Here is a 12,258-nt window from a genome sequence, read left to right as displayed (position 1 = left end):
GGTCAGGCCTCGGGTTCCCCCGAGAGAAGGGCGCGCAGCCAGTCGCGCGCTTCGGCGAAGACGTCGTCCGAGTAGCGCTCGGGGTAGCGGACGATCGCGCGGTCGGCGCGCGGGTACGATCCGAGGAACAGCACCTTGGGGCTGAAGCGGCGCAGGCCCATGAGCGCGTCGGCCATGCGCTCGTCCGCGATGTGGCCCTCCGCGTCGATGACGAAGCGGTACCGGCCGAGGGCGTCGCCGATGGGCCGCGACTCGATGAGCGAGAGGTTGATGCCGCGGGTCGAGAACTGCTCGAGCAGCTCGAGCAGGGCGCCGGGGTGATCGTCGGGCAGCTCGGCGATCAGCGACGTCTTGTCGGCACCGGTCGGCGGCGCCGGCGCCACGGTACGGCTCACGAGGACGAACCGCGTCACCGCGTGCTGGTTGTCGCCGATGTCGGAGGCGAGCAGCTCGAGGTCGTGATGCTCGAGGATGCCGGGCGGGGCGATCGCCGCGTCCGCGTCGCTCACTCCGTCGATCAGGCCGACCGCAGCGGCGACGTTGCTGGCCGCGGGCAGGTGCGCGTGTTCGGGCAGGGTCTTCAGCAGCCACTGCAGGCACTGGGCGTAGGCGACCGGGTGGGCGGCGACGAGCGAGACATCGTCGAGGCGCGCTCCGGGCCGAGCCACGAGCACGAAGTTGACCGGCACGAGGTACTCGCCGATGATCCGGAGCCCGGGCATCGTGGCCAGGGCATCCTGCGCGGTCGACACGCCGCCGTCGACGGAGTTCTCGATCGCGATCATCGCGGCGTCCGAGCGCCCTTCGACGACGTCGGTGAGCGCCTCGCCGACGTTGCGCACGGGCCGCCAGATCTGGTCGCGCGCCTCGGGGACCTGGGCGAGCGCCGCCTCGGTGAAGGTTCCCGCCGGACCCAGATAGCTGTAGGTGCGGCGCGGGGAACCGGATGCCTCCGAAGCGATGCTCACGGGGGTTCAGCCTACTGCGACCGGCTCGCACCCCCCGCCGGGTGGCAGCACCCGCCGGTATCACGGCCGAGAGGTCGGTGCGAACCCGGCGTGACCGACCAGCGCATCGGCCGTTTAGGGGGCAGACTAAGCACCATGAGCCGCGCAGGACAGCCCGCCGAAGCATCCGACCTCATCGACATCGATGAGCTGATCGCCGCCTACTACGACCGCAAGCCCGACGCATCGGTGCCCGCGCAGCGCGTCGCGTTCGGCACGAGCGGTCACCGCGGTTCGTCGCTGGCGACGAGCTTCAACGAGGACCACATCCTCGCCACGACCCAGGCGATCGTCGACTACCGCCGCAGCCAGGGCATCGAGGGTCCGCTGTTCCTCGGCCGCGACACGCACGGCCTGTCGCTGCCCGCCGAGCGCAGCGCCATCGAGGTGCTCGTCGCCAACGGCGTCGACGTCCGCGTCGACGCGCGCGACTCGTGGGTGCCGACGCCCGCGCTCAGCCACGCGATCCTCACGTACAACCGGGGCCGGGATGCCGCTGACGCCGGCCGCGCTGACGGCATCGTCGTCACGCCGTCGCACAACCCGCCGCGGGACGGCGGCTTCAAGTACAACCCCCCGCACGGCGGCCCCGCCGACACCGACGCCACCTCCTGGATCGCCGATCGCGCCAACGAGCTCATCGCGGCGGGGCTGGCGGGCGTGCAGCGGACCCGTCACGCCGACATCGACCTCGACGCCCTCGGCCAGTACGACTTCCGCGACGCTTACGTGCGCGACCTCGCCACGATCATCGACATCGATGCCATCCGCGACGCGCGTATCCGCATCGGCGCCGACCCGCTCGGCGGCGCCTCGGTCGAGTACTGGGCCCTCATCGCCGAGGTCTACGGCCTCGACCTGACGGTCGTGAACCCCGAGGTCGACCCGACCTGGAAGTTCATGACGCTCGACTGGGACGAGAAGATCCGCATGGATCCGTCGTCGCCGTCGGCGATGGCTGCGCTCGTGGCGCGCCGCGACGAGTACGACATCCTCACCGGCAACGACGCCGACGCCGACCGTCACGGCATCGTCACCCCCGACGCGGGCCTGATGAACCCCAACCACTACCTCGCCGTCGCGATCGACTACCTGTTCTCGAACCGGCCCGGCTGGCCGCAGAATGCCGCTGTCGGCAAGACCCTGGTGTCGTCGATGATCATCGACCGCGTCGCCGACGCGCTCGGGCGCACGCTGCTCGAGGTGCCCGTCGGGTTCAAGTGGTTCGTCCCCGGCCTGCTCGACGGCTCGGTCGCGTTCGGCGGCGAGGAGTCGGCGGGAGCGTCGTTCCTGCGCACCGACGGCACCGTGTGGACGACCGACAAGGACGGCATCCTGCTGTGCCTGCTGGCGGCCGAGATCCTCGCCGTCACCGGCAAGACCCCGTCGCAGCGCTACGCCGAGCTCGAAGCGCAGTTCGGCTCGTCCGCGTACCAGCGCGTCGACGCCCCGGCGACCCCCGAGCAGAAGGCCGCCCTCGGCAAGCTGTCGGGCGACGCGGTGACCGCGACCGAGCTCGCGGGCGAGCCGATCACGGCGAAGCTCTCGCACGCACCCGGCAACGGCGCCGCGATCGGCGGCCTGAAGGTGCAGACCGAGCACGCGTGGTTCGCCGCGCGTCCCTCGGGCACGGAGGACGTCTACAAGCTGTACGCCGAGAGCCTGCGCGGGCCCGAGCACCTCGCCGCGGTGCAGGCCGAGGCCCGTGCCGTGGTGTCGGCCGCGCTCGGCGCCTGACACCCCTCTGACCGTCGCGCCCTGGCGCGACGGTCAGCTCGGACGACGGCGGGATGCCGAACGCGGCGGCGCCGAGCGCAGGTGCGTCGTCACGCTGCCGAGGATGCGCGCGAGATCGGCGGCATCCGCCTCCGACAGCGGTGCGAACAGCAGCCGATGCACCGTCTCGATGTGACCGGGGAACACAGCGGCGAGCACGTCGCGTCCGGCGCCGGTCAGGGCGACCACCGTGCTGCGCTCGTCCTCCGGAGACGGTGACCGCGTGACGTACCCGCGCTGCTCGAGCAGCGTGGCCTGGTAGGTCAGTCCGCTGCGGCTGTACACCACGCCGTCGGCGAGGTCGGTCATGCGCAGGGTGCCGCCTGGGGCGTCGTTCAACCGCGCCAGCAGCTGGAACTGCACGTAGCTCAGGCCGCCGGCATCCTTCAGCTGCGTCTCGACGGCGGGACGCAGCAGGCTGCCCACCTCGGTGAACGCGAGGTAGGCCGCCAGCTGCGTCGGAGTCAGGGAGCGCGGCGTGTTCGTCATGTTCTCGATCCTACATGTTGCTTCACGTTCGAAGCAGTGCTACGTTCCTCGTATCGCTTCGAATTCGAAGCACTTGAGCGAAAAGGATCAGACCATGAATGCAATGCAGTTCTCTCAGACCGGCGGCCCCGACGTCCTCGAGGTCGTCGACATCGACCGCCCCGAGCCGGCCCCCGGGCAGGTTCGCATCCGCGTCGCCGCGTCGGCGTACAACGCGGCGGACGGCGGGATGCGCGCGGGCTTCCTCCCCATCCCGATCCAGCTGCCGCACGTGCCCGGCTACGACGTCTCGGGGCACGTCGACGCGGTCGGCGCGGGCGTGACCGACCTCGCCGTGAACGACGCCGTGATCGCCTTCCTCCCCATGGAGAGCGACGGCGGCGCGGCGGAGTTCGTGCTGGCTCCCGCCGACGCCGTGGTCGCGGCACCGACGAGCGTCCCGCTCGCCGATGCCGCCGCGCTTCCCTCCGTCGCGCTGACCGCGTGGCAGGCCCTCTTCGACGACGGTCGCCTCGAGCCGGGCCAGCGGGTGCTGATCGTCGGCGCCGGCGGTGTCGTCGGCAAGTACGCCGTGCAGCTCGCCAAGCGCGCCGGCATCCACGTCATCGCCACCGCGAGCCCCCGCAGCGTCGACGCCGTCCGCGCGGCCGGGGCCGACCAGATCATCGACCACACCGCGACCGACGTGCTGGGCGCGATCGACGGGCGGGTCGACGTGCTGCTGAACCTCGCCCCGATCGAACCCGAGCTGTTCGAGGCCTACGTCGGGGCCGTCGCCGACGGCGGAGCGGTCGTCAGCACGACCGCCTTCATGGCCACCCCGGGCGACGAGGCACGAGGCGTCCGCGCCGCGACGGTGTTCGTCCGCCGCGACCGCGACCGGCTGGCCGAGCTGGTCCGACTCGTGGACGAGGGCGCGCTCACCGTCGAGGTCACGCGGCGGATCCCGCTCGCCGAGCTCCCCGCGCTGCACGCCGAGGCGGCCGAGAGCGGCATCGCCGGCAAGGTCATCGTCCTCCCCTGAGCGACGTGAGCCGAATCCGTCACGTCGGGCCGAGCTCCCGCGCCGCGTCAGCGCGCGAGGAGCTCGGCCAGTCGTGGCAGCTGCGCCTCGTCTTCGAGGGCGGAGCCCACCGCGACGACACGGACACCGGCATCGAGGAAGTCGGCGGCGTTGGCGGCGTTCATGCCGCCCGTCGCGACGAACCGCACCCCGGGGAACGGCCCGCGGATGTGCGCGAACCAGTCGGCGCCCAGCCACTGCGCGGGAAAAGCCTTCAGCCAGGTCAGCCCCATCGAGACCGCGCGCTGCACCTCGCTCGGCGTCGCGACGCCGGGCAGGATCGGGATGCCGCGCTCTTGGGCAGCCCGGACGACGTCGGGGTCGAGGCCCGGCGACACGACGTACGCCGCGCCGGCGTCGGCGGCGACGGCGACCTGCGCGGGCGTCAGGATCGTGCCGGCCCCGACGGCCTTGCCCCGCTCGGCGCCGAGCCGCGCGACCTCGCGCAGCGCCCGCTCGTCCTCGTCGGTCTGCAGCGGCACCTCGACCGAGTCGATGCCCAGGTCCCAGGCTGTCGTCGCGAGGCGGACCGAGCGCTCGAGCCCCATGCCCCGCAGGATCGCCATCAGCGGGGCGCCCGCGAAGACGACATCGAGCGCAGCGGCCTGGTCGGTGGTTGCATGGTCGACGGAAGGCGTGGTCATGCGGAAGTCCTTTCGGAGGGGATGTCGGCGACGGGCGACTCCGCCGCGTCGTCGGGGAAGTCGCCGGTGGTGGCCATCGTGAGGGCGGCGCGGTCGTGCCCTGCCCGCAGCCGCTCAGCGGGAGCGGCGCCTGCCAGCAGCGCAGCCAGGTAGCCGCCGGCGAACGCATCGCCCGCCCCGACCGGCTCGACGACATCGACGACGAGGGCCGACTCGAACACGCGCTCCTCGCCGGTGTACAGCGTCGCGCCGACGGCACCGTCCTTCACGACGAGCTGGGCCGTCTCGGGCAGGAGGCGGCGTGCGGCGTCCGCCGTCGCGGCATCCCACAGCGTCTCGGCCTCGTCACGGCCGACGAAGACGATGTCGGCTCGGCGCGCGAGATCGAGCAGCGGTGCCGCCGCGGCGTCGGCGGGCCAAAGCGCCGCGCGATGGTTGACGTCGAAGCTGACCGTGACGCGGGCGTCGCGGGCGCGGTCGATGACGCGGTCGAGGAACGCCGGGGCGGTGGCATCGAGCGCGGCCGTGATGCCCGAGAGGTGCACCACGGCGATGCCGTCCCACGTCAGGCGCTCGGCGTCGGCGATGTCGAGATGCGCCGCGGCCGACCCGGCACGGTAGTAGGCGACACCGTGGCCGGGGTCCTTCAGATAGAGGCCGGTGGGGTGGCGGGAGTCGACGACGACGCGTGACACGTCGACGCCGCGCGACCGCACCCGCGCCACGACGCGACGGCCGAGCGCGTCGTCGCCGACGTGCGAGTACCAGGCCGCGGGCTGGCCGAGCGCGGCCACGTGCGCGGCGACGTTCGACTCCGCTCCCCCGGCGTCGACGCGGAAGACGTCGGCGCGCTCGAGCCGTTCGGCGGCGACCGGCGCGACCATCCCCATGGTCTCGCCGATCGCCAGCAAGCCCCGCCCCACCGTGGCGCTCACTTCAGGGTCGTGACGGGAGCGGCATCCATGTCGTCGAACGCCTGGTTCTCGCCGGCCATCGCCCAGATGAACGAGTAGGCGGCGGTCCCGACGCCCGAGTGCAGCGACCAGCTGGGCGAGATGATCGCCTGGCGGTCGGCGACGACGAGGTGACGCGTCTCCTCGCGCTCGCCAAGCAGGTGGATGACGCGGGCGTCCTCGGGCACGTCGAAGTACAGGTAGCACTCCGTGCGCCGGTCGTGGGTGTGCGCGGGCATGGTGTTCCACATCGAGCCCTCGTGCAGCGTCGTCACGCCCATGACGATCTGGCAGCTCTTCACGCCGTTCTCGTGGATGTACTGGTTGAGCGTGCGACGGTTGCTCGTGACCTGGTCGCCGAGCTCGCGCACCGTCCCCTCGCCGGGCGACACGAGCGCGGCCGGATAGGCGGTGTGCGCGGGCGCCGAGAACAGGTAGAACTGCGCCCCGGCGTCCGTGCCCTCGCCCTCCGCCGCGTCGGCGAAGACCACGTCGCGGATGCCGCGGCCGAGGTACAGGCACGCGCCCGTCACGAGCGTGTAGACCTCGCCGTCGGCGGTGACCGTGCCGGTGCCGCCGACGTTGACGATGCCCACCTCGCGGTGCTCGAGGAAGTAGTCGCTGCGGATCTCGGGGTAGCCGGGCAGGACGAGGTCTCGGCCGGCCGGCACCGCGCCGCCGAGGACGATGCGGTCGTGGTGGGTGTAGACGACGGTGATCTCACCCGGCACGAAGACCTCGGGCACGAGGTACTGCTCGCGCAGGTCGGCGGTGGTCATGCCGGGGATCTGCGCCGGGTTGGTCGCGTAACGCTGCTGCATGGGGGTTCCCTTCGGGGGCGGGTCGGCGCGAGGCCGGGGACGGGATGGGTTCGGGTCAGCGGACGAGCCAGCCGCCGTCGACCGGCACGATGGCGCCGGTGACGTAGGCCGCGGCATCCGAGGCGAGGAAGACGAACGCGCCCTGCAGGTCGCCGGGGGTGCCCCACCGGCCGGCGGGGATGCGGGCGAGGATGGATGCCTCGCGGTCGGCGTCGGCGCGGATGGGCGCGGTGTTGTCGGTGGCCATGTAGCCCGGCGCGATCGCGTTGACCGTCACTCCCGAGGCGGCCCACTCGTTCGCGAGCGCCTTGGTCAGCCCCGCGACCGCGTGCTTGGATGCCGCGTATCCGGGGACGAGGATGCCGCCCTGGAACGACAGCATCGAAGCGACGTTCAGGATGCGGCCCGAGCCCTGCGCGATCATCCGACGACCCGCGGCCTGCGACAGGTGGAACACCGCGTCGAGGTTGACGGCGAGCACCTCGTCCCAGTCCGTCGCCGGGTGCTCGGCGGCGGGCGCGCGACGAATGGTGCCGGCGTTGTTGACCAGGATGTCGATGCCCCCGAGCTCGGCGACCGTCTCGGCGACCGCTTCGGCGAGCTGTTCGGGCGTCGCCGTGCCGAGGTCGAGCCGGATCCGGTGGGCTCGACGTCCGAGGGCGGCGATGCGCTCGGCCGTCTCGGCGGCGTCGCCGCGGTCGAGCAGGGCCACGTCGGCGCCGGCCTCGGCGAGCGCGAGCGCGGCGCCCTGGCCGAGGCCGCGGGTCGAGCCGGTCACGAGGGCGACCCGGCCGTCGAGGCGGAAGGAGTCGAGGATCATGCGGGGCCTCCGATGAAGGTGGTGGTCAGTTCGCCGAGCCGTTCGACGCGGACGGTCACGGCATCGCCCGCGCGCAGCGGCCGGTGGGCGCGCTGGGCGTCGGGCAGCTTCTGCGGCGTGCCGGTCGAGACGACGTCGCCGGGTTCGAGCGTCATGACGCTGCTGAGGTACGACACGACGTACGCGACCGAGAAGATCGTCGTCGCCGTCGACTGCGAGACGGTGACGACACCGTCTCGCACGACCTCCACGAGCATGTCCTGCGGGTCGCCGGCCTCATCGGGCGTCACGAGCCACGGTTCGAGCGGAGCGAACCCGTCGAAGCACTTGCCCATGGCCCACTGGCTCTGCCGCCGCTGCCACGAGCGGTCCGAGACGTCGTTGAGGATCGTGTAGCCGGCGACATGGTCGAGCGCGTCCTCGATACGGACGTCCTTCGCGCGGCGGCCGATGACGACAGCGATCTCGCCCTCGTAGTCGACGTCGTCCGCGACCGGCGGCACCACGACCGGGTCGGCGGGGCCGCCCAGGGTGTTCGAGGTCTTGACGAACACGTCCGGGAAGTCGGGGTCATCGGCCGTCGGATCGACGCCGTCGGGCACGTGACCGCGGTAGTTGTACCCGAGGCAGAGGATCTTGCCGGGCCGCACCGGCGGCTCGAGCCGCAGCGACGACAGGGCCGGAAGGGATGCCGCCGCATCGGCGACCGCGTCGCGGACGGCATGCATCCCGGTCGCGAGGATCGCGGTGAGCGGCTCGTCGCCGAGGTCGACGACGCCGTCCTCGCCGCTTCGGGTGACGACGACGCCCGAGCGCACGCCCGACTCGGTGCGGTAGCGGACGAGCCTCACCAGTACGGCTTCCAGCCGGGGCGCGCGGCGCGCACGAGCGCTTCGAGGTAGAAGTAGTCGCCCCACAGGGTGCCCTCGTCGACGCCGACGGACTTCGGGAAGTCGTACACGCTGTGCAGGATGACCGCGTCGGAGGCCTCCGGCGTCTCGGGAGTGTAGTTCGCGATCAGCGACCCGAGGATCTCGTACGCCGAGCGCCGGTACCGATCCGCGGCCGCGGCGTCGGTCTCGGCGTCGGCGAGCTCGAACAGTCCCGAGACGACGATCGCCGCCGACGAGCTGTCGCGCGGGGCGTCGGCGCCGTCGGTGTAGACCATGTCCCAGAAGGGCACGCGGTCGCTCGGAAGCTTCGAGAGGAATCGCTCCGCGCAGCGCCGCGACGCGTCCAGGAGCGCCGGGTCGCCGGTCGCCCGGTGGTTCAGCGCGAAGCCGTAGACGCCCCACGCCTGACCGCGCGCCCAGCAGGAGTCGTCGAACGCGCCCTGCTCCGTGGCGCCGCGCAGGGGCTCCCCGGTCTCGGCGTCCCAGTAGAAGGTGTGGAACGTGGTGTCGTCGTCGCGCAGGATGTGCGTGCGCAGCTGCGTCGTGTGACGGCGCACGGCGTCGGCGAACCGCTCCTCGCCGGTCTGCTCGCCGGCCCAGGTCAGCAGCGGCATGTTCATGAGGCTGTCGACGATCGTCCGGCCGCGCTGCGTGGGGTCGGAGAGGTCGCCCCACGCCTGCACGATGCCGGCCGGCTCGAGGAAGCGGCGCATCAGGTGGTCGGCGGCGTCGAGCGCGCTCGCGCGCGCGTCCTCGTCGCCGAGCAGGCGGTAGGGCGCGACGGACGCCAGCGTGTACAGGAAGCCCAGGTCGTGGGTGTCGAGGTCCTCCTCGTCGCGCACGCGTCGGGCGAAGTCCTCGGCGTGCGCGAGCCCGGCGTCACGGAAGAAGGCGTCGCCGGTCAGCTCCCACGCGATCCACATCATGCCCGGCCAGAAGCTCGTGGTCCAGCCGCGGTTGGCGCCCGCGGCGAACCCGCCCGCAGCGGGTCGGATCGGGTACCGGTCGCCGTCCGTCGTGTCGTCCGGGTAGCTCAGGCCGAACGTCTCGATGTTGCGACGCAGGGTCGTCAGGGCGGCGGCGATCGCCGCCTCGATCGCGGCGGGGTCGGCGGGTGCCGGGCCCGCCGGCGCGTCGAGGTCGGTACCGGGGAGGGATGTCATGTCGAGGGGTTCCTTCGGGGTTCAGACGGTCCGGGGCTCGGGGTCGCCGAGCACCGGACGGAGGATGTAGCGGGCGTTGGCCCACGCGAGGTAGAGCGCCGGCGCCGCGGAGAGGCCGATCGCGACGGCCGGCATCGTGACGAAGAGCCCGGCCTGCAGGGCGATGACCGCCAGCGAGACGAGGCTCAGCCACCACCGCCGCACGCTCAGGAACAGAGCCGCGCGGGCGATCGAGCGCAGCGCGGCATCCCGCTCCTCCGCGAGGGCGGCGAAAGCCACGAGCGACGCGGCCAGCACCAGCACCGTCAGGACGGCCAGCAGCGGCACCACGGCGACGCCCGCCTGCAGCGGCGCGAAGAAGCGCACGTCGACGAGCACGACGACGAGGGCGGCGACCACGACCGCGCCCAGCAGCATGGCCTTGCGCCACGAGCGCTTCCAGGTTCGGACGAAGGTGCGGACGACCTGGGTGTCGCCGTCGCCGTGGGCGCGGAAGGTCGCGAACGCCGCCGTGATCCCCGGCGCGCACAGCGGCGCGACGACGGCGAGCATCGGCCACGACAGCGCCGGGTCGGTGATGACCAGCAGCACGACGAACGGCAGGCACGACGCCAGGAGCAGCAGGTTGGTCATCAGGCCGAGGTAGACGACCCCGAAGACCGTGGCGTACGTGTTGTGCGAGATGCGCTTCACGGCCTCAGCCCTTCATGCCGCTGGTCGCGATGCCCTCGACGAAGTACTTCTGCCCGAGCAGGAAGATCAGCGCGATGGGCACCACCGAGATGACCAGACCCGCGAACAGCAGCGCGTAGTTGGTGTCGTAGAGGTTGCTGACGAAGCTCTTCAGGCCGAGCTGGATGGTCCACAGGTCGGGGTTGCGCAGGTAGATGAGCGGTCCGAGGTAGTCGTTCCAGGTGTTGACGAAGGTCAGCAGCGTCAGACTCGCCAGTGCCGGCACCGACAGCGGCAGCATGATGCGGCGCCAGATGCCGTACTCGCTCAGGCCGTCCAGACGTGCCGCCTCGGAGAGCTCCTCGGGGATGGTCTCGTAGAACTGCTTCATCAGGAACACGCCGAAGGCGCCGAAGGCCTGGATCAGGATGATCGCCCAGAGGGTGTTCGAGACCTTCGCGTTCGAGAGCAGGATGAACTGCGGGATCATGTACGACTGCCACGGCACGGCGATCGTGCCGATGTAGGCGAGGAAGAGCACGTCGCGCCCGGGGAAGCGGATGCGGGCGAACCCGTAGGCCGCGAACGATCCGGTCAGCACCTGCAGGAAGGTCACGACGACCGCGAGCACGAGCGTGTTGCGGATCCACGTCAGCATCCCGGACTGGTTCCAGATGTCGACGTAGTTCTGCCAGATGAACACCTCGGGGATCCACTGGATCGGCACCGAGAAGACCTCGTTCGCGGTCTTGAGCGAGCTCATGATCATCCAGAAGAACGGCAGCAGCAGCGCGGCGGCCGCGACGATGAGCGCGACGTACCCGGCGATGCGGCCGACGCGGCGCAGCGGGCTGACGGTGTCGGGCCGGGGGCCCTCGGGCATGGCGTCGGCGGCGAGCTTGCGCAGCGCTCGACGGTCGTCCTGCGGGACGAGAAGATTCGTCATCAGACGTTCCTCCGCTTGTTCCAGACGAACTGGATGATGGTCACGAAGATGCAGAGGAAGAACAGCGCCACGGCCGCGGCGGACGCGTAGCCGAACTGGTTCTCCTCGAAGCCCTTGCGGTAGATGAACTGCGAGATCACGAGCGTCGACTGCCCCGGCCCGCCCTCGGTCATGACGAGGATGAGGTCGAAGATCTTGAACGAGTTGATCGTGAGCATGACGGTGACGAAGAACATCGTCGGGCGCAGGCACGGCAGCGTCACGTTGACGAACCGCTCCCACGCGTTGGCGCCGTCCATGCGTGCCGCCTCGTACAGCTCGCGCGGCACGGTCTGCAGACCGGCCAGGAACAGGATCATGTAGTAGCCCATGTCGCGCCAGGTGCTGACGATGACGACGGCGGGCATGGCCCACTCGGACGAGGTCAGCCAGCCGGGAGGGTTGGCGATGCCGATCGCCCGCAGGATCTCGTTCACGGGCCCGTACTCCGGGCTGAACAGCAGGTTCCACACGACCGCGATCGCGACGATCGATGTGATGTACGGGAAGAACGCGGCGGTGCGGAAGAACGCGACCCCGCGCAGCTTGTTGTTCAGCAGCAGCGCGAGACCGAGCGACGCGATGATCGTCAGCGGGATGTGCAGAGCGGCGTAGTAGAGGGTGTTGACGAACGAGATGCGGAAGCTGCCGTCACCGAGCAGTCGCTCGAAGTTCGCCAGCCCCACCCAGTTCGCCGTGCCGAAGATGTTCCAGTTCGTCAGCGACATGTAGAACAGCGTGATGACGGGAACGAGCGTCAGCAGGGCGAAGCCGAGGAAGTTCGGGAGGATGAAGCTCCAGCCCAGCAGCGTGTTGCGCAGCGTCAGCTTCGAGCGCCGGCGACGCTGCGTCGGCTCGGGACGGCCGACCTTCGGGGCGGCGGCGGTGGTGGTCATGGGTACTCCTGGCGAGGACGGAGGGGGATGCGGCCGGCGCGGGCGTACCGCGCCGGCCGCGGGTGCCGTCGAAGAG

Annotated in this window: 13 protein-coding genes; 2 read left to right on the top strand and 11 right to left on the bottom strand. The window is 71.3% G+C overall.

Annotation, left to right across the window (positions count from 1 at the left end; genetic code table 11):
* Positions 1–2: 2 nt before the first annotated feature.
* A complete protein-coding gene (pheA, locus tag JOF37_RS11840) occupies positions 3–968 on the bottom strand; it encodes a prephenate dehydratase (RefSeq protein ID WP_271175069.1) in 966 nt (321 codons plus the stop codon).
* 135 nt (positions 969–1,103) lie between these two features.
* Here pheA and pgm point away from each other — a divergent pair, with 135 nt between their 5' ends.
* On the top strand, positions 1,104–2,744 hold the full coding sequence (pgm, locus tag JOF37_RS11835; protein WP_210006998.1) for a phosphoglucomutase (alpha-D-glucose-1,6-bisphosphate-dependent): 1,641 nt from the start codon (positions 1,104–1,106) through the stop codon (positions 2,742–2,744).
* A gap of 33 nt (positions 2,745–2,777) precedes the next feature.
* Here pgm and JOF37_RS11830 read toward each other — a convergent pair whose 3' ends face one another.
* Entirely contained in the window at positions 2,778–3,272 is a 495-nt protein-coding gene (locus JOF37_RS11830) for a MarR family winged helix-turn-helix transcriptional regulator (RefSeq protein ID WP_210006997.1), read from the bottom strand.
* A 94-nt stretch (positions 3,273–3,366) separates the two neighbouring features.
* Between JOF37_RS11830 and JOF37_RS11825 the strand changes: the two genes are divergently transcribed.
* Entirely contained in the window at positions 3,367–4,296 is a 930-nt protein-coding gene (locus JOF37_RS11825; protein ID WP_210006996.1) for an NADP-dependent oxidoreductase, read from the top strand.
* Between the two features lie 47 nt (positions 4,297–4,343).
* Here JOF37_RS11825 and JOF37_RS11820 read toward each other — a convergent pair whose 3' ends face one another.
* The 9 genes from JOF37_RS11820 to JOF37_RS11780 are packed head-to-tail and all read right to left on the bottom strand — an operon-like array spanning position 4,344 to position 12,182.
* Complete coding sequence (locus tag JOF37_RS11820; protein ID WP_210006995.1) at positions 4,344–4,979, bottom strand: bifunctional 4-hydroxy-2-oxoglutarate aldolase/2-dehydro-3-deoxy-phosphogluconate aldolase; 636 nt, start codon at positions 4,977–4,979, stop codon at positions 4,344–4,346.
* Positions 4,976–5,914 (bottom strand): PfkB family carbohydrate kinase, encoded by a 939-nt coding sequence (locus JOF37_RS11815; RefSeq protein ID WP_271175068.1) that lies wholly within the window; start codon positions 5,912–5,914, stop codon positions 4,976–4,978. The genes JOF37_RS11820 and JOF37_RS11815 overlap by 4 nt, the downstream gene beginning before the upstream one ends.
* Entirely contained in the window at positions 5,911–6,753 is an 843-nt protein-coding gene (gene kduI, locus JOF37_RS11810; RefSeq protein WP_210006994.1) for a 5-dehydro-4-deoxy-D-glucuronate isomerase, read from the bottom strand. Before kduI ends, JOF37_RS11815 begins: the two co-directional genes overlap by 4 nt.
* A gap of 55 nt (positions 6,754–6,808) precedes the next feature.
* A complete protein-coding gene (gene kduD / locus JOF37_RS11805; protein WP_210006993.1) occupies positions 6,809–7,573 on the bottom strand; it encodes a 2-dehydro-3-deoxy-D-gluconate 5-dehydrogenase KduD in 765 nt (254 codons plus the stop codon).
* Positions 7,570–8,424: a fumarylacetoacetate hydrolase family protein gene (locus JOF37_RS11800; protein ID WP_210006992.1), complete on the bottom strand. Its 855-nt coding sequence runs from the start codon at positions 8,422–8,424 to the stop codon at positions 7,570–7,572. The genes kduD and JOF37_RS11800 overlap by 4 nt, the downstream gene beginning before the upstream one ends.
* Entirely contained in the window at positions 8,421–9,629 is a 1,209-nt protein-coding gene (locus tag JOF37_RS11795; RefSeq protein ID WP_210006991.1) for a glycoside hydrolase family 88 protein, read from the bottom strand. Before JOF37_RS11795 ends, JOF37_RS11800 begins: the two co-directional genes overlap by 4 nt.
* 21 nt (positions 9,630–9,650) lie before the next feature.
* Positions 9,651–10,322: a DUF624 domain-containing protein gene (locus JOF37_RS11790; RefSeq protein WP_210006990.1), complete on the bottom strand. Its 672-nt coding sequence runs from the start codon at positions 10,320–10,322 to the stop codon at positions 9,651–9,653.
* A 4-nt stretch (positions 10,323–10,326) separates the two neighbouring features.
* Entirely contained in the window at positions 10,327–11,247 is a 921-nt protein-coding gene (locus JOF37_RS11785) for a carbohydrate ABC transporter permease (RefSeq protein ID WP_210006989.1), read from the bottom strand.
* Positions 11,247–12,182 (bottom strand): carbohydrate ABC transporter permease, encoded by a 936-nt coding sequence (locus tag JOF37_RS11780; protein WP_210006988.1) that lies wholly within the window; start codon positions 12,180–12,182, stop codon positions 11,247–11,249. The genes JOF37_RS11785 and JOF37_RS11780 overlap by 1 nt, the downstream gene beginning before the upstream one ends.
* Positions 12,183–12,258: the final 76 nt, after the last annotated feature.

It is taken from the genome of Microbacterium imperiale (assembly GCF_017876655.1).
Lineage (GTDB): Bacteria > Actinomycetota > Actinomycetes > Actinomycetales > Microbacteriaceae > Microbacterium > Microbacterium imperiale.
Note: the sequence above shows the minus strand (reverse complement) of the source record. Positions and strands in the feature narration are given on the sequence as shown.

Excerpts from the sequence above, each read along its gene's own strand:
- pgm (WP_210006998.1), top strand. The coding sequence starts at position 1,104 with ATGAGCCGCGCAGGACAGCCCGCCGAAGCATCCGACCTCATCGACATC.
- JOF37_RS11830 (WP_210006997.1), bottom strand. The coding sequence starts at position 3,272 with ATGACGAACACGCCGCGCTCCCTGACTCCGACGCAGCTGGCGGCCTAC.
- JOF37_RS11825 (WP_210006996.1), top strand. The coding sequence starts at position 3,367 with ATGAATGCAATGCAGTTCTCTCAGACCGGCGGCCCCGACGTCCTCGAG.
- JOF37_RS11820 (WP_210006995.1), bottom strand. The coding sequence starts at position 4,979 with ATGACCACGCCTTCCGTCGACCATGCAACCACCGACCAGGCCGCTGCG.
- kduI (WP_210006994.1), bottom strand. The coding sequence starts at position 6,753 with ATGCAGCAGCGTTACGCGACCAACCCGGCGCAGATCCCCGGCATGACC.
- kduD (WP_210006993.1), bottom strand. The coding sequence starts at position 7,573 with ATGATCCTCGACTCCTTCCGCCTCGACGGCCGGGTCGCCCTCGTGACC.
- JOF37_RS11795 (WP_210006991.1), bottom strand. The coding sequence starts at position 9,629 with ATGACATCCCTCCCCGGTACCGACCTCGACGCGCCGGCGGGCCCGGCA.
- JOF37_RS11785 (WP_210006989.1), bottom strand. The coding sequence starts at position 11,247 with ATGACGAATCTTCTCGTCCCGCAGGACGACCGTCGAGCGCTGCGCAAG.
- JOF37_RS11780 (WP_210006988.1), bottom strand. The coding sequence starts at position 12,182 with ATGACCACCACCGCCGCCGCCCCGAAGGTCGGCCGTCCCGAGCCGACG.